Origin of the sequence: Virgibacillus salexigens (genome assembly GCF_000723585.1) — a bacterium.
Classification (GTDB): Bacteria; Bacillota; Bacilli; order Bacillales; family Amphibacillaceae; genus Virgibacillus; species Virgibacillus salexigens.
The window spans coordinates 1,019,387-1,038,388 of sequence record NZ_CCDP010000001.1 but is presented as its reverse complement, the minus strand read 5'-3'; the positions used below and the strand labels follow the sequence as shown (position 1 = coordinate 1,038,388).

General features: G+C 36.2%; 17 protein-coding genes, 1 pseudogene and 1 riboswitch. Of the genes and pseudogenes, 12 read left to right on the top strand and 6 right to left on the bottom strand.

Features of this window, described 5'->3' with window-relative positions; all coding sequences use genetic code 11:
* Positions 1–101 precede the first annotated feature (101 nt).
* Positions 102–1,007, top strand: coding sequence for a LysR family transcriptional regulator (locus tag BN990_RS04695; protein WP_021289402.1), 906 nt, complete (start codon positions 102–104; stop codon positions 1,005–1,007).
* Positions 1,008–1,062: 55 nt separating this feature from the next.
* Here BN990_RS04695 and rbsK read toward each other — a convergent pair whose 3' ends face one another.
* From rbsK to BN990_RS04680, 4 genes and pseudogenes are all read right to left on the bottom strand, one after another.
* On the bottom strand, positions 1,063–1,986 hold the full coding sequence (rbsK, locus tag BN990_RS04690; RefSeq protein WP_038242703.1) for a ribokinase: 924 nt from the start codon (positions 1,984–1,986) through the stop codon (positions 1,063–1,065).
* 309 nt (positions 1,987–2,295) lie between these two features.
* The gene (locus BN990_RS23110; protein ID WP_031335065.1) at positions 2,296–3,372 is read right to left on the bottom strand and encodes a glycosyltransferase WbsX family protein; all 1,077 of its coding nucleotides are present in this window, start codon (positions 3,370–3,372) and stop codon (positions 2,296–2,298) included.
* Positions 3,373–3,570: 198 nt separating this feature from the next.
* Positions 3,571–4,059: pseudogene (locus BN990_RS23105) on the bottom strand (LamG-like jellyroll fold domain-containing protein); the annotation flags it as partial.
* 67 nt (positions 4,060–4,126) lie between these two features.
* Positions 4,127–4,558 carry a hypothetical protein gene (locus BN990_RS04680; protein ID WP_038242702.1) on the bottom strand — a complete coding sequence of 144 codons (432 nt, stop codon included), beginning with the start codon at positions 4,556–4,558 and terminating at the stop codon, positions 4,127–4,129.
* 194 nt (positions 4,559–4,752) lie between these two features.
* Between BN990_RS04680 and BN990_RS04675 the strand changes: the two genes are divergently transcribed.
* The 3 genes from BN990_RS04675 to BN990_RS04665 all read left to right on the top strand — a co-directional run bounded on the left by BN990_RS04675 (position 4,753) and on the right by BN990_RS04665 (position 6,882).
* On the top strand, positions 4,753–5,481 hold the full coding sequence (locus tag BN990_RS04675; RefSeq protein ID WP_021289406.1) for a sugar phosphate nucleotidyltransferase: 729 nt from the start codon (positions 4,753–4,755) through the stop codon (positions 5,479–5,481).
* Between the two features lie 93 nt (positions 5,482–5,574).
* Entirely contained in the window at positions 5,575–6,426 is an 852-nt protein-coding gene (gene rfbD, locus BN990_RS04670; protein WP_051739019.1) for a dTDP-4-dehydrorhamnose reductase, read from the top strand.
* Positions 6,427–6,882: a dTDP-4-dehydrorhamnose 3,5-epimerase family protein gene (locus tag BN990_RS04665; RefSeq protein ID WP_021289408.1), complete on the top strand. Its 456-nt coding sequence runs from the start codon at positions 6,427–6,429 to the stop codon at positions 6,880–6,882. It abuts the gene before it with no gap.
* An 18-nt stretch (positions 6,883–6,900) separates the two neighbouring features.
* Here the strand turns inward: BN990_RS04665 and BN990_RS04660 are convergent, their stop codons facing one another.
* Complete coding sequence (locus tag BN990_RS04660; protein ID WP_021289409.1) at positions 6,901–7,866, bottom strand: CgeB family protein; 966 nt, start codon at positions 7,864–7,866, stop codon at positions 6,901–6,903.
* Positions 7,867–7,969: 103 nt separating this feature from the next.
* Between BN990_RS04660 and BN990_RS04655 the strand changes: the two genes are divergently transcribed.
* Together BN990_RS04655 and dapA are read left to right on the top strand one after the other, a co-directional pair.
* Complete coding sequence (locus BN990_RS04655) at positions 7,970–9,277, top strand: glycosyltransferase family 2 protein (protein ID WP_038242699.1); 1,308 nt, start codon at positions 7,970–7,972, stop codon at positions 9,275–9,277.
* Between the two features lie 85 nt (positions 9,278–9,362).
* Positions 9,363–9,542, top strand: a riboswitch (Lysine riboswitch).
* A 113-nt stretch (positions 9,543–9,655) separates the two neighbouring features.
* Positions 9,656–10,546, top strand: a complete 891-nt coding sequence (dapA, locus tag BN990_RS04650; protein WP_038242698.1) for a 4-hydroxy-tetrahydrodipicolinate synthase — start codon at positions 9,656–9,658, stop codon at positions 10,544–10,546.
* A 76-nt stretch (positions 10,547–10,622) separates the two neighbouring features.
* Here the strand turns inward: dapA and BN990_RS04645 are convergent, their stop codons facing one another.
* Entirely contained in the window at positions 10,623–11,345 is a 723-nt protein-coding gene (locus BN990_RS04645; protein WP_038242695.1) for a GntR family transcriptional regulator, read from the bottom strand.
* Between the two features lie 153 nt (positions 11,346–11,498).
* Here BN990_RS04645 and BN990_RS04640 point away from each other — a divergent pair, with 153 nt between their 5' ends.
* The 6 genes from BN990_RS04640 to BN990_RS04615 all read left to right on the top strand — a co-directional run bounded on the left by BN990_RS04640 (position 11,499) and on the right by BN990_RS04615 (position 18,974).
* Positions 11,499–12,827: a 6-phospho-alpha-glucosidase gene (locus BN990_RS04640; RefSeq protein ID WP_021289414.1), complete on the top strand. Its 1,329-nt coding sequence runs from the start codon at positions 11,499–11,501 to the stop codon at positions 12,825–12,827.
* 22 nt (positions 12,828–12,849) lie between these two features.
* Positions 12,850–13,602 carry a chitin disaccharide deacetylase gene (gene chbG / locus BN990_RS04635; RefSeq protein WP_021289415.1) on the top strand — a complete coding sequence of 251 codons (753 nt, stop codon included), beginning with the start codon at positions 12,850–12,852 and terminating at the stop codon, positions 13,600–13,602.
* Positions 13,599–15,002 (top strand): PTS transporter subunit EIIC, encoded by a 1,404-nt coding sequence (locus tag BN990_RS04630; protein ID WP_038242693.1) that lies wholly within the window; start codon positions 13,599–13,601, stop codon positions 15,000–15,002. Before chbG ends, BN990_RS04630 begins: the two co-directional genes overlap by 4 nt.
* Before the next feature lie 164 nt (positions 15,003–15,166).
* Complete coding sequence (locus BN990_RS04625) at positions 15,167–16,150, top strand: bile acid:sodium symporter family protein (RefSeq protein ID WP_021289417.1); 984 nt, start codon at positions 15,167–15,169, stop codon at positions 16,148–16,150.
* Positions 16,151–16,379: 229 nt separating this feature from the next.
* Complete coding sequence (locus BN990_RS04620; protein ID WP_021289418.1) at positions 16,380–17,885, top strand: glycosyltransferase; 1,506 nt, start codon at positions 16,380–16,382, stop codon at positions 17,883–17,885.
* Between the two features lie 192 nt (positions 17,886–18,077).
* Positions 18,078–18,974, top strand: a complete 897-nt coding sequence (locus tag BN990_RS04615; RefSeq protein ID WP_038242691.1) for an AEC family transporter — start codon at positions 18,078–18,080, stop codon at positions 18,972–18,974.
* Positions 18,975–19,002 lie beyond the last annotated feature (28 nt).

Here is a 19,002-nt window from a genome sequence, read left to right as displayed (position 1 = left end):
AATACTTACTTTACGTAAAATTATACGTAAGCTAATATATAATTACCAATACATATTTTCTATAAATTTATAGTTTAAATCTATAAAAATGGAGGGAAACAATGGATTTTCGCCTGTACATTTATTTCATTACGGTTGTAGAACAAGCAACCTTTACAAAAGCCGCTGATGTTCTTCATATTTCTCAGCCATCCTTGAGTGCAGCAATAAAAAGATTGGAACAAGGGGTTGGAATGACACTATTGGAAAGAAGCACTCGGCATATAAAAGTGACTGAAGAAGGAAACATTCTTTATCATGAAGCTAAGAAATTAGTCAATCATTATCAGCATGTTTCCAACGAAATGAACCGGCTAAAACGAGAAGGACCGCTCCAACTACAGATTGGGTTAATTGAGTCCTCTCATTTCTGGGTCCCTAAGATTTTAAAATCATTTAAACGAGACTATCCCCATGCACAAATTAACTTACATGAAATTCTCAGCTTACCTGACGTAGAAAACGCACTCATGAACTTTGATATTCACTTAGCTATCACGAATCAATTTCTCAACAGCGAGATGATTGAAGCAACTCCTCTTTATCAAGAAAGATTAGTGGCAGTTCTTCCTAACGGGCACAGACTGGCCAGCAAAAGAGAATTAAGGTTTGCAGATATGGAAGGTGAAGCATTTATTGTATGTAAGGAAGGATTTCAGACAAGAAAGGACATTTTACATGCATTTGGAAAATCTGGTTTTCAACCAAAAATCCAATTTGAAATTGAAAGGTTTGAAACAGCATGTCGTTTAGTGGATGAGGGACTAGGCATGACCATATTACCTGAAAACTACGTAGACCAAGCAATGAATGGGAATTATACAATCAGGCCTATAGTTGGAGAAGATATCGCGCGTCATGTTTACCTAGCATACGAAAAAAATCGGTATTTACCTCCGATAGTACTACGATATATTGAATTAATAGAAACATATTTTAAAGTCAATCATCGTATTACAACAAAGTAGCGATATCGTTCTCCCATTTAGCTGTGATGATGCCTCGTTTAAATAGAATAAGGGATCATTTGGTGTTCCTTAAAAACTCCTCCACATCTGCCATTGTTGGCATTGCTATAGCGGTTCCTGTTTTCGTTACCGATATTGCCGCAACTGCATTCGCTCGAATAACAGCTTTGGCTAATTTCATGCCTTCAGCAATAAATGTTGCCAAACCGCCATTAAATGCATCTCCCGCACCAGTTGTATCAACCGCTTGAACAGGGAAGCCTTTTACAAGTGTTCCATCATCAGAACCGTCATACACAAAGCAGCCTTGTTTTCCAAGGGTAATAACAACTGCATGCACGCCACGCTCGATTAATTGTTTGGCTGCTTTCCTTGCTGATGACTCATCCACCACTTCTATCCCCGTGAGTAAACTTGCTTCCGTTTCATTTGGTGTAATATACGCAACGTCTTGCAGTAAATCATCGTCGATTTGTTGGAAAGGTGCTGGATTTAAGATGACCGGCTTATTATGTTTTCTTGCGAGTTGAATCGTTGTTCGAATTGCATCCATCGATGTTTCTAATTGAACGAGTACCATATCCGATGCTTCTAAACGCTGTTCAGCGCCTTGTACATCCGTTGAGGTTATTTTCCCGCATGCTCCCAAAGCAACAACGATCGTATTTTCCCCTTGATCATCAACCGTAATAATAGCAGTTCCAGTCGCTTCTTCTGTATGTCGTGTTACATATGTAGTATCTATGCTTTCTTCCGTAAAATTTTCCATTGCATGGTCACCGAATAGATCGTGACCAACTTTCGTCACCATGGTTACATTAGCACCCTGTCTAGCAGCGGCTACAGCTTGGTTACTCCCTTTTCCACCAGGCCCCATTTGAAATGGTCCACCTAATACGGTCTCTCCCGGTTTTGGCATATGTGGTGTTCTGCTCATCAAATCTACTACATAACTCCCTACAACCATTATATTCGCCATTGAATTTTTCACTCCTTACATTCGACTCTTTGTTCATTATACAAGCAATATTGGATATTTTGTATAGTAGAACCCGTTTACATCCCACCTCATTTACATTATCTTTAAAGGGGAAGGCGACAGCAAGGATTAAAATGAAAAGCAGGTGTTGTTACCCTAGTTAGCTCTAAGGTATGCCCTCGGAATATTTTAGATAATCATCGTTTCATTAAGACTTAACTTCCAAACGCTTTTCCTAGTCAGTTTTGTATTATTCTATATTGCACCCTTGGTCATTTGAAGTACCTTTAAATAAGTCTATAAGCACCCTTACTTCCCCCCTTCTGATTGATATCCATTATTTCTTAGCGCCTTTTCTACCGCTTCTAAATATTGAAATTTTAATTTTTTATCGGGCTCGAGATAAGTTCCTTCTGCCCATTCATTCCAAGCATTTATGAACAAAAGGTCACTTTGATACAAATGGTTTGCACGATGAATTTGCTCGCTTAAATAGTTTTGAAAATATGTTGGATTAGCACCAACACAAAAACTGGCATTTTCGCCAAGACGAGCAGTATTATCCCAATCGATAAAAGCACCTGGTATAACCTTCGTTTCATTATCAACTAGAGATCTATTTAAAATACAGGACCATAGTGTATCGTAGTCCATGGCTAGTTTTCTTCCGTTGTATCCACTTATCCCCTTCCACATACGATGACAACCACCGTGAGCCATCGTATAATGCGGTTCAAATTCCAATGAAGCATCAAAATTAGTTTTATCCGATAGTGGATGAAATCCATTTAAAGTTCTAATAAAATATATCCCTTCAAGGCCGTGTTGCTTAGCCAATTCGTTCCAATATAGTAACATCTCAGAACAATTCGGTATGAGTTCAGGGCGATAAATTAGAAAAATTGGTTTATCCTGGACACGAATATATCTATCATCCATAAAGGCACGTAATAGATAGTTAAAATGCGATTGCCAATCTTTTTCTCTTCCATAGTATTGAGGCATCAAGACCTGATCTTCACTCCCATCCCATCTCCTTGACCAAGGTTCATTTGCCCAAGAAAGACAAAATGGAAAGTCTGGCTTACCAGAGGTTAATACTTCATTAAATGGTTTTTCAAGTAACATCTTTCCATCGAACCAATAATGATAATAGCAAAAACCATAGATACCATACTTCTTAGCTAAATTTGCCTGCCATTCACGCACACTTGGGTCTAGGAGGTTATAATAATAATCTTGATAAGGTTCACGGGGTTGATAATGATTGGTAAATAAGGGTGATGATTTTTTTGTATTCGTCCATTCTGTAAACCCTTCCCCCCACCACTTATTATTCTCAGGGATTTCATGAAATTGCGGTAAATAAAAGGCGATTAGTTTGATTTTGCATTGATTATTGTGATTAGCACCTTCCCCCGTTCTTTGAATTCGATCCATTCCTTTTCCATGCATTAGAGCTCTGCTCATAGGAAAGGATACTTCCTCATACGCAAAACCTTTCCATTCTAGAGATAGACCATTCTCCTTCCCAGTTATTTCATCGTCTTTACAATGCTGAATCAATCCAATATTTAGAGCATGATCCCATAACCTTACATTTTTAACCTTACCTACAAAAAATCCATACCGTTTAAGTCCTCCAATTGTTCCTGAAGCAAATACTTCTTCCTTAGCACTGGAAACTCCTTCTTTAACAAACTCTCCATTTATAAAGAGATTAGGTATTTTATTCTTAATGACAATGGAAATATGGGACCATTCTTTTAGCTCTGTACCGCACACCAAAGTAGCAGGAAAATAGTCATCAGCATGCTCCACTACAACAACTCCGTTCGTACCAACAGATACCCCTACACCTGATTGGAATTTATTTTCAGTATGTCCTGGAAAAATTACAAATCGTTGATCAATTAGCCCCTGTGTACCTTTATTATTTTCATTAACTAACCGGATCTTTTCTTCCGGTTTCACCCAAAATTCATACGTGAAATGATTGCTGATGTTTTTAATTAACGGTTTAATTTCAATGTTACTATTTCCATCAAAGTACAGACGTTCTTCATTGACCATGAAATCTCTCCTTTTAAAACCCATTATCGCCCCAAAATGAGACTCTCCAAGTTTATACCATCACTAATTAATAAAAGGAAACCATATCATCATCTTCCCTTAAGCAAACAATACCTGATAGGGACTGACAATCTACCACAAACTTACGACGAATTGGAACCATTGGAGTCGTTCCTCCCATATCTTGATAACTAAAAATAACACAACAACTATTGTCCAATGATTTTTCCAATTTAAATACAGTTGGCATACCCGATCCATCAAGGGATATTGGTTCAGAAGTTCCCTTCTCCTTAATTAAGAATCGTTCACATCTTTCCACATCACAAAAATCTGTATTTTGTTGCCAAAACATATTACTTAATAATTTACAAATGCAATTATTACATTGTATTAAATGGTCACATCCACTACACCCATCCTTTCTTCTTTTTACACGACGCCGTTTCTCCCAGAATGCCTCTCTACTATATCTTCTAGCAGATTTATACACGCCCACGACTATCCCTCCTTTTATACCCGCATTTTGAAACAACTTACTACATCATATTAAAACTCCCAGATATTGATTAGATGTTCGACTACTTATTGGCTCATTATCCTGAATCTGATCTTAGAATATCTTTCTTTTCAAATACATAGGTATGTTAATGGAGTTGACAGCAACCGTTTACCGAGAAAGAGTGGTTGAATATGAAGGGTGTTATTTTAGCAGGTGGGTTAGGCACAAGATTGTCACCAATAACTAAAGTAATAAATAAGCACCTATTACCGGTGGGTTGTTTTCCAATGATTTACCATTCAATTTGGAAGCTAAAGGAAATAGGAGTTACGGACATTTTACTTGTGATAAATAAAAAAGACACACAAGATTTCAAAACAATAATAGGTAATGGGGAAGCATTAGGTGTCAATATACATTATGGATTACAGCTCGATGCAAAGGGAATTTCAGACGCTGTTTATGTATCAAAAGATTTTATTCAAGACGATAAATTCATCGTCTTACTCGGTGATAACCTATTTGAGGACTCACTAGTTTCCTATGTGGAGAATTTTAAAACACAGCCAGTTGGAGCCAAAATCATAGTGAAACAAGTGGGTAATCCGGAACAATTTGGAGTTGCTTCATTTAATAAGATGGATAATCGAATTACTTCGATTCTGGAGAAGCCCAAACATCCACCTTCAAATTATTGTGTTACTGGTATTTATATGTACGACAGTAATGTATTTAAGCTTATTGAAACACTAAACCCTTCAAATCGAGGAGAATTAGAAATAACAGACATCAATAACCTCTATATTCAAGATAGACTAATGACATACGACGTGTTATCGGGGTGGTGGATTGATGCTGGTACATTCCAAGATTACGCACGTGCTAATGAACTTATTTTAAAAAAGAAGCTGGATAACTAAATGAATTGTGATACAAGGATTGACGTATGACGCTTGACTATAATTACCAGTTATAATCAACCTCTAAAAAAGAAATCTCTAGAAGGGAGATTTATGATGAAAAAAATGATTATTTCAGGTGGGGAAGGGCAGCTTGGAGTAGCATTTGCAAAAAGATTACAGCCTTCATATCATATCGTCAGTTATTCAAAAAAAGAGATGGATATAACAAATCCCGAGGAAGTTGACAAAATCATCAAGCAGAATAAGCCTGATTATCTTATTCATTGTGCTGCTTACACCGATGTGGATCAATGTGAAAATATGAAAATGAAAGCTTTCCAAGTCAATACACTTGGTTCATTAAATATTGCTAAATCTTGTAAGAGTCATAAGGTGAAATTAGTTTATATTAGCAGTGATTATGTATTTGATGGTGAAAGCAATGTGGCATATAGCGAAACGAGCAAGCCAAATCCCAAAAACACCTATGGCCTAAGTAAATGGTTAGGGGAAGAAGTCGTTTTAAAAACCAACCCTGAAAGCTATATTGTAAGAACATCTTGGCTATACGGGCACGGGGGAAAAAATTTTGTACGAACGATGTGGTATTTGGCGAAGCAAGGTCAGGAGGTGTCTGTTGTCTCGGATCAAATTGGGTCTCCAACGTATGCAGAAGATCTTGTTGAAAAATGTTTAGAAATATTCGAATCTCCTTATGGTATCTATCACATTAGCAATCAAGGAAAATGTAGTTGGTATGATTTGGCTCGAGTAATTTACCAAGAGTCAGGCGCAGGTATTCATCTGGTAAAACCAGTATTAACAAAGGATTACCAAAAGACTTCCGTGCCAAGGCCTTTTTTTTCTGCTCTAAAAATGGAAAGATTGAAGCAATTAAACATTTCCTTACCATGTACATGGAAAAAGGGGTTAACAAAATTTATGGGGAAGGAGAAACTTTAAATGATGGAAGGCGTAGTTGTTAAAGAATTAATAAGACATTGTGATGATCGCGGTTATCTGACTGAGTTAGTAAGAGATGATGATAATTTGCTAGAACACTTTGGGCAGGCAACCTTTTCCATGAGTTACCCTGGAGTCATCAAAGCATTTCATTATCATGAAAAACAAGATGACTTATGGTTTTTTCCATCTGGAAATGCTCAAGTGGTTCTTCATGATCTTCGAAAAAATTCAAGTACAAGTGGGAAAACCGAAACATATTATATGGGTGAAAACAATCCTATTCTATTATTAATCCCTAAAGGAGTCGCACATGGATACCGTGTGCTTGGTTGTAATCCAGCAACTTTAATTTATTTTACAACCACTTCGTATAATCCGAAAAATCCTGATGAAAAACGGTTATCTTGGGACGACAAACAAATCGATTTTGATTGGCAGACGCATTATCGCTAGTCAACAACAATGGTGGGGTTAATCACTCCTTACGATACCTATCATTTCTTCCACTCTACTCGCAAATGTATGCAAACGTAATACCTTATCTTTTGCACTTTCAGCAATTTCCTGTCGTAATTCATTTTTATTTAAATATTGGCTTATTTTGTATATGCAGTCTTCATCTGTTTGAAATGAAACAATCTCCTTTCCCTCTTGAAAATAAGTTGGGAGTTCATCAATATATTCCATAAGTGCGAATGAACCGCAGCTTGCAATATCAAACATACGATTATTAACACTTTGATTAAGAATTCCAGCCGTATTCTGATTGGAGGGTTCATTATGAGGCCGTAACGTATTAAGTATAATCTTAGAATTTGAATAGAAATCTGCAACTTTGTTGGGGGGAATCCAACGACTTATTACCTTACATCTGCTTCTAGCTGATTTTGGAATCCATTGTGCACGCCAATTATTTCCAATTAATTGCATAGTGTATGAAGTTTTTTCTAAAATTAATAACACCAATCGAATTCTTTCTAGATAAGGGTACCCGACCATACATATATCATATTGCCTTTCTATACTTCTTTGCGAGAATACAGAAGGGTTTGTACCAAGCATCAGATGATGGACATTTTTGTGCCCTAGCCTTTTATAATATGCTACTGCATTTGAATCAATTGAAAATATATAATCGAAGTACGGCAGAATTTTAATGGAACGATCCGTATAATAAGGATCTTCTGTAAGCCAAAGAACCGACTTAAAATTGCCGGATTGTATGGTTTCTAATATATAAATAGGAAGATGATCCCCCAACATAGTTAGAATCATATCGGGTTTAAACTGTTGACAAACATGTTGAAAATTCCCTCCGTTTCGTAACGAGAAATACATTGTAGTCAATCCGCTACATTTGTTTATTTCATCGTAGATCCATTGATCAAAATAGGTATAAATACCAGAATATCCGGATGGAATATATAAAACATTCATTTCAAAGATATCTCCTCTATTTATAGATATTTATTGCTTTCAATTATATTAGGAGTTCTTCAAAAAATGACTAGCAAAAAGGGAAATGAGGCAGGTGATAAGAGTGAACCCTAAAATAACCGTCATTCTTACAAGTTATAATAAGCCAGACACAGTTGGCAAAGCTATTAATAGTGTATTAAATCAGACATTTAATAACTGGGAACTTTTTATTATGGACGATGCTTCGAACACACAAACTACTAATATTATCCATACTTATTTAGACGACTCACGCATTTATTATTATAATAGTGGTATTAAAGACAATCAAAGATATAAAAAAACTCGCTATGCTACGTTAATTAATATCGCCATTTCCTTATCTCACGGAGAATACATTTCCTATTTAACAGATGATGTGTTTTATTTGCCTGAAAGATTAGAGGAGATGGCGCATTTCTTGGACCAACACCCTTCCATTAACATTGTGTACTCTGGACAATTGATAAAACATGTTGATCATTCTTACAATGTGGTAGCTGAAAAGAACCTAAACACGAAGGGCATCTTAAAAAAGGCTGCACATCAAGTCGATCATTGCTCCGTAATGCATACGAGAAACATTGCCAATGAAGTTTTTAAATCCTATCAAAGTTATTGGAATGATGATCCTATGTATTGGTATAATGCTGATGCAGCATTCTGGAATCGATTAAATAGGTTTGCCCCCTTCCATCCCATTCCTAAAGTCTTAGATGTTAGCTTAATTACCCCATCATCTCTGCAACAGCTAACATCTTATCTTCCAGAAACCATACCGGATGGTGTTTTAGTAAAAGGATTAGATGACAAAGTTTATTTAATTGACAATCAGAAGCGTAGACATATTTCAGAAGCGATGTTTGACCAATTAAAATACAACAGAGCTAACGTTGTACAAATACCTGACCCCATCCTTTTTAAATATGAAGAAACTATGCCTATTGACCTCAATCTTGTTAATAATGGCTTCATTCCAAATCAACGTTTAGTACAATCAAGAGAATCCAAAGAAATGTATTTTATCCAAGATAACAAAAAAAGAAAAATTTGCAATAATAGGGTTTTACGGAGATTCCATCTTCATATTAAGGACATAATCCTAATGGATGACATTACGTTAACAAAATTAAAAGATGGTGAAGTAATAGTTGAACGCATTTCTAATAACACACTACTACCAGATGGAGTTGTTTTCAAATATATGAATACACATTATTTAAGTATTAATCATTGTCTACACCCCGTTCATCTAAAAATATTAAATAAACTGAAATTATTTACGAGAAATGCTGTTAGATTAACAAAAGGAGAATTTCAATTATTCGAAGTGGCAACCCCAATAACTTGGCCTTTCATAGGAGAAGATAATAAACAACATAAAATTTAAAGTAAAGAAATTTTCTCCCTTGCATAAATAATGATTTTCTGTTATATTACAGGCAACTAAATATCTTCTTATTTCAATTTTTTGAAGTGAGGATAGAGGTGCAATGTTCATGATTACACCGTTTGAGGATGATGAGATCCAGGGAAGATGGTGGAAAGGGGGCATTGCCGAAGCCACAGAAATCTCATATTTTCTGTAGCTGGTTCTGCTATTGAATAAATACAGGACTGTCATATAGGAAACTATATGGAGGGCTATCTGACGCAAGAAACGATTCTAACGTTTCTGCAGCAGTGATACCCCTCGCTGTTGCTTTTTTGCGTTTATTATATATGGCCTTTCCACCTATCAAAAATTACACAAAAAGGGTGTGAAGCAATGTTATTTGGCCAAGTAGTAACTGCAATGGTTACCCCATTTGATCAACAAGGAGAAATTGATTTTCAAGCAACGGAAAATCTAGTTAATTATTTAATTGCAAATGGATCCGATGCATTAGTCGTAGCTGGTACAACTGGAGAATCACCAACACTTACAAATGAAGAAAAATTAGCGTTATTTAAATCGGTTGTGAAAATTGCTAACGGCAGAATTCCAATTATTGCTGGGACTGGATCAAATCATACAAAAGCATCGATTGAGTTAACGAAACAAGCAGAACAAACTGGCGTAGATGGTATTATGCTGGTTACCCCATACTATAGCAAGCCTTCACAAGAAGGGATATATAGACATTTTCAATCGATCGCCGAAGCAACCTCCCTACCGATCATGCTTTATAACGTTCCAGGTAGAACTGTTGCCAATGCTAGCGCTGAAACAATTGTAAGACTATCTGAAATTGATTCTATTGTATCAATTAAAGAGGCCAGCGGTGACCTTGATCAAATCACGGAAATCATTCGTCGCACGCCTCATGATTTCACACTTTATAGTGGAGATGATGGACTTACATTACCTGTATTATCGGTAGGAGGAACTGGTGTCGTTTCCGTAGCTTCCCATATAATTGGCAATGAAATGCAAGAAATGGTCAACCAGTATCGAAATGGAAATGTAATAAGAAGTGCAGAGGTGCATCAGCATCTACTCCCAATTATGAAAGCACTATTTGCGGCACCGAGTCCAACACCAGTAAAAGCAGCATTGAACCTTAAAGGTATTTCTGTTGGTAGCGTTCGTTTGCCAATGGTGCCTCTACATCAAGAAGAGTACGAAGAATTGAAACATGTATTGCAGTTCAGCCAATCCATGGTATCCGCGATATAAAAAATTTACAATTATGCAATGCCATAAAACAGCCGCACATCTTTTTGTGACGGCTGTTTCTTTTTGCTTTTACTTACTACTCCCTATCCTTCAGCGAAATAAACTTAAATACATATTTCGACGGATGAAAGTATATTTTTGAATACTCAAATACCGTTCCTTGCACAAATGTTGAAAATGCTTTTAAATAAAGCAGCGGCTCATTCTCCTCAACATGAAGAAAATCCACAATCTCTTTCGTTGGCATGATCGGATACAGTTCTCCGTAACGTTTATCGATCTGATGACCTTTCTGTTCAATATAGTCATATTTTGATTCTTTCATCACATCAATGGACAAGTCTGGGAACAGTTCTACAGGCAAGTAAGATTCCTCCAGAATAAAAGCTTCTTTATCTGCCAATCGTAACCGCTTAATATAATACACCTTATCATCTTCCGAAACATTTAATACATCCTGCACTTCTACTGAAGGCAATGTTAACTGAAATTCTATTATTTCATTCGATGGTTGATGGTCTAGTCTGATCATTTCCTCTGTAAAGCTTTGTAATTTATATATATTATGTTCAACCTTGTTATGGCTTATATATGTTCCACTACCTTGAACACGATATAATAATTTTTCTTCTACCAATAACTTAATAGCCTGCCTTACTGTTACTCGACTAACACCATACGAATGAGCTAGCTTTGTTTCAGTCGGAATAGCATCTCCCTGCGCTAATTTTGCTGAGATGATATCTTCTTTAATTCTGTTTGCGATCTGTTTGTATAAAGGCAATGATTTATCCCACATTCAACGACCAGCCTCTCGAAAAATATATACTTCAGTCTACCATTTACAGCATGATTTTCATAGTTACTGAAAGAATTTGTTCTAAATTTGTATTGATAACCATATAATATTTGTGTTAAAGTTGTATTAAATTATAAATGAAAGGGGTTTCATATGAGAAGCAAGCAAAATCTAGTCATCGTTGGCGGTGGAAGTACGTACACACTAGGAATAATTATGAGTTTAGTAGCCGAGAAAGCTAACTTTCCACTAAGAAAAATTGTATTCTATGATAATGATAAACAGCGCCAAGAGAAAATAGCCAAAGCATCGGAAATTATCCTTAAAGAAAATTATCCAGAATTAGAAACGTTCACCTATACGACGAATAAACAAGAAGCGTTCACAGACATCGATGTTGCTTTTATTCAAATCCGTACTGGTGGATTAAGGATGCGGGAGCAAGATGAAGAAATCCCTGTACGCCATGGTGTAGTCGGCCAAGAAACCTGTGGGGCTGGTGGCATGGCCTATGGTATGCGATCAATTACAGACATGGTTGCATTAATTCAAGATATCCGATCGTATTCCAAAGACGCCTGGATATTGAATTATACGAATCCAGCCGCCATCGTAGCCGATGCATTAAATCGAGAGTTTAAAGCAGATGAACGAATTCTCAATATTTGTGATATGCCTATTGCAATTATGCACAGCTATGCATCGATGTTACATAAAGATGTATGGGAGCTCGTACCAGAATATTTTGGATTAAATCATTTTGGTTGGTTTACAAGAATATATGATAAAGAGGGGAATGATTTAACGGATACCATTAAAAATAAAATACTTGAGGAGGGGTTCATACCTAAGGATAAAGAAATTGCCCATGATGAATCATGGAAGCAAACGTTTAAGCAGGCAAGGCAAATGCTGATCGATTTTCCAGAATATCTTCCAAATACATACCTGCAATACTATCTTTATCCAGACGATTTAGCGAAAAAGGAAGAGATCGGCAATACAAGAGCACGTCAAGTAATTAACGGAAGGGAAAAGCGTGTCCACGAACAATGTGACCAGATTATTAACGCGAAAACTGCTGCAATGATAGATATAGAAAGTGATATTCATGGGGTTTATATGATACGAGCCGCTGCCTCCCTTGTTTACCATTTGCAAGAGACATATATTGTCATTGTTGAAAATAACGGAATTATATCTAATATTCCAAATGATGCAATGGTGGAAGTCCCTGCCTCGCTTACAAAGCATGGACCAAAACCGTATGTCGTTGGGGAAATCCCTCGGTTTTACAAAGGATTAATTGAAAATCAGTTAGCCTATGAAAAGCTAGTTGTAGATGCTTTCTATGAAAATAGTTATACAAAAGCATTACAGGCTCTTACGTTAAACAGAACAATTGTCCATGCTCCAACAGCTAAAGCTATATTAAATGACTTAATAAAAGCCAATCAAGGGTATTGGCCAGCTCTAAAATAAAATTCTTGAAGGTGGAATAGATATGAAGCAATTGATTATTAATGCAGATGATTTTGGATATTCGCGTGCGATTAATTACGGGATTATCGACGCGCATACAGAGGGTGTGCTAACGTCAACAACCTTAATGACCAATATGCCTGGTGCACAGCATGCCTATGAACTCGGCAGAAATCATCCAGATCTCGGAATCGGCGTCCATCTGACCCTCACATGCGGAAAACCAATATGTTCTACACATCACACATTAGTAGATATGGATGGTAATTTCAAAAAACTCCATCATTATCAGAAACGATTTCATATCGATCAAGAAGAGTTATATTCTGAATGGAAAGCACAAATTGAATCGTTTATTGCATCTGGGCTTACTCCAACTCATCTTGATAGTCATCATCATATTCATCATAAAGAAACAATGCAGCCAATATTTGTAGAACTTGCTAAAGAATACAATCTACCTGTTCGCAATTATCTACAACATAATGACACGACGAAAGCGCTGCGGACAACGGAAGCGTTTGAAATGAACCCAGAGGTTTTATTAAAAGATATCGATGAATTGCTCGCCATGTATAGACATGCAACTACGATTGAAATCATGTGTCACCCGGCTTATTTAGATAAGCAGATTTTAGAGCAGTCTTCCTACGCGATGCCGCGCATAGAAGAGCTAACTGCATTAATCCATCCTTCGATGAAAGCGAAATTTCGAAACAGCTCTCATGTGCAGTTAATTTCGTATCGAGACTTAAGGAGAGGAGCTTTATCATGAGACGGTTTATGCAAAAGCTTGGAAAGTCCATGCTCATTCCAATTGTCGCTATGCCAATAGCTGGGATTCTATTCCGCATAAGTGCTCCTGACTTACTAGATCTACCATTATTCCAAGCCGCAGGAGTCATCTTTAATAACATGGATATTTTAATAGCTATTGGTATTGCCATGGGCCTAGCAAAAACAAAGGATAGAGGGATTCCAGCATTAACTGGATTTTTAGCGATTAGTGTATTAAATGAAGGATTAGCCCTGATGAATCCAGACTTGAATATGAGTGTCTTCGGTGGGGTATTATCTGGGTTAATTGCCGCCTTTATCTACAATCGATTTAAGAATACCCAATTACCGAATATCTTTTCATTTTTTGGTGGCGAAAAATTTCCAATTACGATGATTATTTTAACCATGATTCCAGTTGCAGGTATATTCACTTTTATTTGGCCATATGCCCAAGCAGGAATTGACTTTTTTGCCCAATCACTCGTAGGACTAGGCGCGTTAGGAATCTTTATCTTTGGATTTCTCAACCGCTTCCTCCTGCCATTTGGCTTGCATCACGTATTAAACACATATATCTATTTTGGCCTAGGCAGTTATGAAACACCTTCAGGTGAGGTAGTGACTGGAGAAATAACAAGATTTTTAAATGGCGATCCTACTGCTGGTTATTTCCTTGGTGGCTTCTTTATCGTCATGATCTTTGGTATCCCTGCAATAGCTTTAGCAATTACTCGAGCAGCAAAGAAAAAGAAAAAACAAGAAACAAAAGCACTCATGAGTTCCGGAAGCCTTACCTCTGTTGTAGCTGGTCTGACAGAGCCTATTGAGTTCACATTTATTTTTACATCGCCATTATTATACTTCATTCACTCTGTTTATACAGGACTCGCAGGTGCTACATTGTATTTGTTACATGTCCGGCACGGCTTTTCTTGGGGAGGGAGTATCATTGACTATGGATTAAACCTTGGTATTGCGGAGAATGGTCTACTCCTCCTCCCTATCGGTCTAGCATTTGGTGTATTATATTACATTACATTCTACACCATTATCGTAAAACGCAATATAAAAGTAATTGGAAGAGAAGATGATGTTGCATTCAGTGAAGAATCAGAAGAGCGTGAACAAGAACTATCCTTATCGCATTCGAAGTATGAATACATGGCGAAAAAGATTCTTGAAAATGTAGGTGGTAAAGAAAATATAACTGATTACGAAAACTGCATGACACGTCTACGATTAGTCTTAGCTGATGCCTCCATCATTAACGAAGAAAAGATCAAGCAAACCGGCGCACACGGTGTCGTTAAGGTTGACGATCAACACGTACAAATTGTTGTAGGTCCAGAAGTATCCAACATATACCAAGAATTTAAAAAACTTATCGAAATATAATATTTACCAGACCGCATCTAAGGTGCGGTCTTCTCTTGGATGAAGCTACCTATGATATGGAATACAACTACCAATTATAAAATTTTGAAAATCTATAGACTTTTCTGTTTTCAATCCTTATAATATGAAACAATTTCTTATTATTTAAAGGAGTAAAGATCTCAATGAAAACAATTAATTTCATCAGTACCTTTGCGAATAAGTACTTTGCTTTAATCACCATTCTGGTAGCTATCCTTGCATTCAACCTTCCAAATCAGTTTCTATGGCTTAATTCCTATATCAATATTTTATTAGGAATTGTTATGTTTGGCATGGGGATGAATATGAAACCAGTTGACTTGAAACTTGTTCTAACCAAACCAATACCAGTCCTAATTGGAGTACTTATCCAATTTTCGATTATGCCACTAATCGCATACGGAATTGCTACGCTCTTACAATTGCCGCCAATGTTAGCTGCTGGAATTATTTTAGTTGGATGTGTCCCAGGAGGTACTGCATCGAATGTAATGGTTTATCTTGCTAAAGGAAATGTCGCATTATCTATTGCAATGACTTCTTTTTCAACATTACTATCGCCTATGCTTACACCCTTATTACTATATTTACTTGCTGGGCAATGGATGCCAGTTAACCCCTTTGCTATGTTTCTTTCAATTATTCAAGTGATTATTATTCCGATCGCTTTGGGTATTATTATTCAAAAGTTCTTGCCTAACATCGTAGAAAAAAGTTCGCAAGCATTGCCTTTTATTTCTGTTATCGCGATTTCAGGTGTAGTTGCTGCCGTAGTTTCTGGGAATACGGAAAATATAGCTGCCTCAGGTATATTAATCTTTCTTACTGTTATTATCCATAATCTATCAGGATTGCTACTTGGCTATGTTATAGCGATGGCTTTAAGACTTGATGCAGACATGAGACGGGCGATATCGATAGAAGTGGGTATCCAAAATGCAGGTCTGGGCGTATCGCTAGCAAATACGCATTTTGCTCAGCAGCCATTGACCGCCTTGCCTGGAGCGGTAGCTGTGGTAACCCACGTTATTAATGGGTCTATTCTAGCTACAATTTGGTCAAGACGACCTATTCGTAAAAAAACAACAGATGTTGATAAACAAAGAAGCAGCAGTTATATTAGCTAAATTAATTTTCGAAAGTCTCCATTAGAATTAATTAAGAAGCTGATTATAAGCGTTTAACTAACTCCCTCTCCTTTATAACTAAAAATAAGTCTAGGAAACTTTTTAATAATGCTTTATAATGATGTATTGGAAAAATAATCTATTTATATAGGCAGACATCATGATTCTTCCTTATTACTAATCCCTATATCCTGCTATCAAGAGACTATTATGACAAGGAGCACTGACAATGAAGAAAACAACACCTATTATTTTAGTTAATTCATTAGATGTTGAACGCGGTGGTATTACAAGAGCTTCCATAAAAAGAGCAAATATGTTATCACAGCACAATAAGAACGTCATGATAATTACATTTGCATATCAACAATACTTTAATAAAATTATCCAAAAACTCTATGATAAGAATATTCTCAGTAAACATGTAAAAGTCATTAATTTTTTTGAAGAAATGCAATTGATGAAGAAGAAAACAAAAGCAAAAAAACAACTCGTAAAAGAAAAAGGGTACACTGTATTTCCAGTTGAAAACAGGAAAAAAGAACCTTCTTATAGGTACTATAAAAATGGATTATACATCATGTACAAACGATTTAACGCTGAAGGATGTATAAAATTTATTGATTATATGGATGAAACCGGTAAAAGGGTTCGTCGGGAGGAATATAATGAAAACGGTATTCTGGCGAGGACAAGGCATATGGACAGCACGAACAATAAACCCCGCTTTGATCAATATTTTGATACGTCGGGAAATTGTATCTTCAGTGTGTATGTTAATCCAAAGTCAGACAATGAAGGAAGAGTAGTACGGTTTATACATCAACCCAAAGAGTTCACTAGTTTATCTAAATGTCAGCAAGAATGGCTAGAATCTGTATTACAACGGATTAAATATCCAGTTGTATCGAGTGAATTGCGAAAGTTTACTCCAATGTTAGCCAATGTCCAGCACAAAAATATAAAAAAAATTGAAGTGATACATTCAAGTCATTTACAAAAACCGTTTAATGATAATAGTATGATTAAACCAGCATATCAGTCTTTATTCAAAGAGCTAGCAAGTAATTTTGATTATATTGTTTTTTTAACAAATGAACAAAAGCAAGATGTAGAGAAAGTCTATGGTGCAAACAGTAATTTTAGAGTAATCCCACACTCCACTTCAATTAAAGAAGAAAGAAAAACTAAAAATACGTTGAACTATAACCCATATCTTGCAGTAACCTTAGCTCGCCTTCATGAGGTCAAGAGACTTGAAGAAGCAATACGCGCATTTCGCCTTGTTGTAGATAAACTACCAAAAGCACAATATTATATTTATGGAAATGGAAATAGTAAAGAAGAACTGCAAGCACTTATCAAGAATTTAAAATTACAAAATAATGTATTTCTAAAGTCATATACAAATTCTCCGCAAACTACGTATAGAAACGCAGCATGCTCGATATTAACTTCGAGACAAGAAGGATTTGCAATGGTTATTACAGAAAGTATGGCAGTGGGTACCCCTGTAATATCATATAATATTAAATATGGTCCTAAAGATATTATTACAGATGGAATAGATGGGCATTTAGTCGAAGACGGAAGTAGACAAGCGCTTGCTAAAAAAATAATTGACGTAATGGAGAATGAAAAATATCGTAAGAATTTATCTACAAATGCATTAAAAGTAAAAAAAACATTTAGTGAAAAAAGATACAACAGAAATTGGCTCGAACTTTACCTGTAATACGATATACTCGTTACTATAAGTTCTATCAAATTAATACCATTGGTAGAATTTCCGAAGTGGATATACGATTTTAAAATTTGATATTTTTTCACCAAACCTGAACTCCTTTAAAAAGAAACCATCTCCATTCCTTAACTGTCTATGTATATGGTAAACTATTTCTTACTTGATTAAATGGGGATGTTCAACATGATGTTATTTCTTAGTGTTATTCTGCCAATTATGGCTGTTTTTGCTTCAGGATTTATTTTACAACGAATTCGGATTTTAGACGTAAAATCCATCTCTACCGTGTCACTATACATACTCTCACCAGCCCTGATCTTTGTTACACTATATGACGCGGAATATGACAGTGGTTTCTTCATTATTCTGATCTATATGTTTGTTTTGTTCTACTTAATGGTGGCATTAAATAAATTACTAGCAAGAATCTTTAAATGGGAACCTGATACAGAAAGTGCTTCTATTTTAGCTACAGGATTTATGAATTCTGGAAATTACGGCTTACCTGTTGTCCTGTTCAGTGTTGGAGAAGCTGCGGTTCCATATGCCATTTTCATAATGGTCGTACAAGCATTGCAAAATAATTTCTTTGGTATCTACTATGCTTCTAGAAGTACAAATGGAATACGGCGTGCCTGCGAAAATATTCTTAAGATGCCTACTACCTATGCAGCAATATTAGCTTTTATCTTTAAATACGTTGCAGTTCCTATCCCAGATGCCATTCATTCAACCTTAGCAATGGTTGGGGATGCCGCCATTCCTGTCATGATGATTATGTTAGGAATGCAGCTTGGATCCATTACTGGATTAAAGCTTAATTGGCAAGTCGTTACATCTGCTGTTACCTTAAAAATGATAATTGCACCAGCAATCGCTTATTTATTTGTATTCATTGTTGATGTAGATCCAATTATTGCATCTGTGCTAATTATTATTTCTGCCATGCCAACCGCTGCAACTACAACTATGTATGCAATCGAATTCGATTCCGAACCAGAATTAGTATCGAGTATTACACTAATTTCTACTTTGGTTAGCATCGTTACATTGAGCGTATTGCTGAATATCGTGATATGAGGGTGGGGTGGTATGAAAAATATACTAT

Bases quoted from the DNA above. Each gene is read 5' to 3' on its own strand.
- dapA (WP_038242698.1), top strand. From the start codon at position 9,656: ATGTTATTTGGCCAAGTAGTAACTGCAATGGTTACCCCATTTGATCAA.
- BN990_RS04675 (WP_021289406.1), top strand. From the start codon at position 4,753: ATGAAGGGTGTTATTTTAGCAGGTGGGTTAGGCACAAGATTGTCACCA.
- rbsK (WP_038242703.1), bottom strand. From the start codon at position 1,986: ATGGCGAATATAATGGTTGTAGGGAGTTATGTAGTAGATTTGATGAGC.
- BN990_RS04645 (WP_038242695.1), bottom strand. From the start codon at position 11,345: ATGTGGGATAAATCATTGCCTTTATACAAACAGATCGCAAACAGAATT.
- BN990_RS04640 (WP_021289414.1), top strand. From the start codon at position 11,499: ATGAGAAGCAAGCAAAATCTAGTCATCGTTGGCGGTGGAAGTACGTAC.
- BN990_RS04620 (WP_021289418.1), top strand. From the start codon at position 16,380: ATGAAGAAAACAACACCTATTATTTTAGTTAATTCATTAGATGTTGAA.
- rfbD (WP_051739019.1), top strand. From the start codon at position 5,575: ATGATGAAAAAAATGATTATTTCAGGTGGGGAAGGGCAGCTTGGAGTA.
- BN990_RS04665 (WP_021289408.1), top strand. From the start codon at position 6,427: ATGATGGAAGGCGTAGTTGTTAAAGAATTAATAAGACATTGTGATGAT.
- BN990_RS04660 (WP_021289409.1), bottom strand. From the start codon at position 7,866: ATGAATGTTTTATATATTCCATCCGGATATTCTGGTATTTATACCTAT.
- BN990_RS04695 (WP_021289402.1), top strand. From the start codon at position 102: ATGGATTTTCGCCTGTACATTTATTTCATTACGGTTGTAGAACAAGCA.
- BN990_RS04625 (WP_021289417.1), top strand. From the start codon at position 15,167: ATGAAAACAATTAATTTCATCAGTACCTTTGCGAATAAGTACTTTGCT.
- BN990_RS04630 (WP_038242693.1), top strand. From the start codon at position 13,599: ATGAGACGGTTTATGCAAAAGCTTGGAAAGTCCATGCTCATTCCAATT.
- chbG (WP_021289415.1), top strand. From the start codon at position 12,850: ATGAAGCAATTGATTATTAATGCAGATGATTTTGGATATTCGCGTGCG.
- BN990_RS04615 (WP_038242691.1), top strand. From the start codon at position 18,078: ATGATGTTATTTCTTAGTGTTATTCTGCCAATTATGGCTGTTTTTGCT.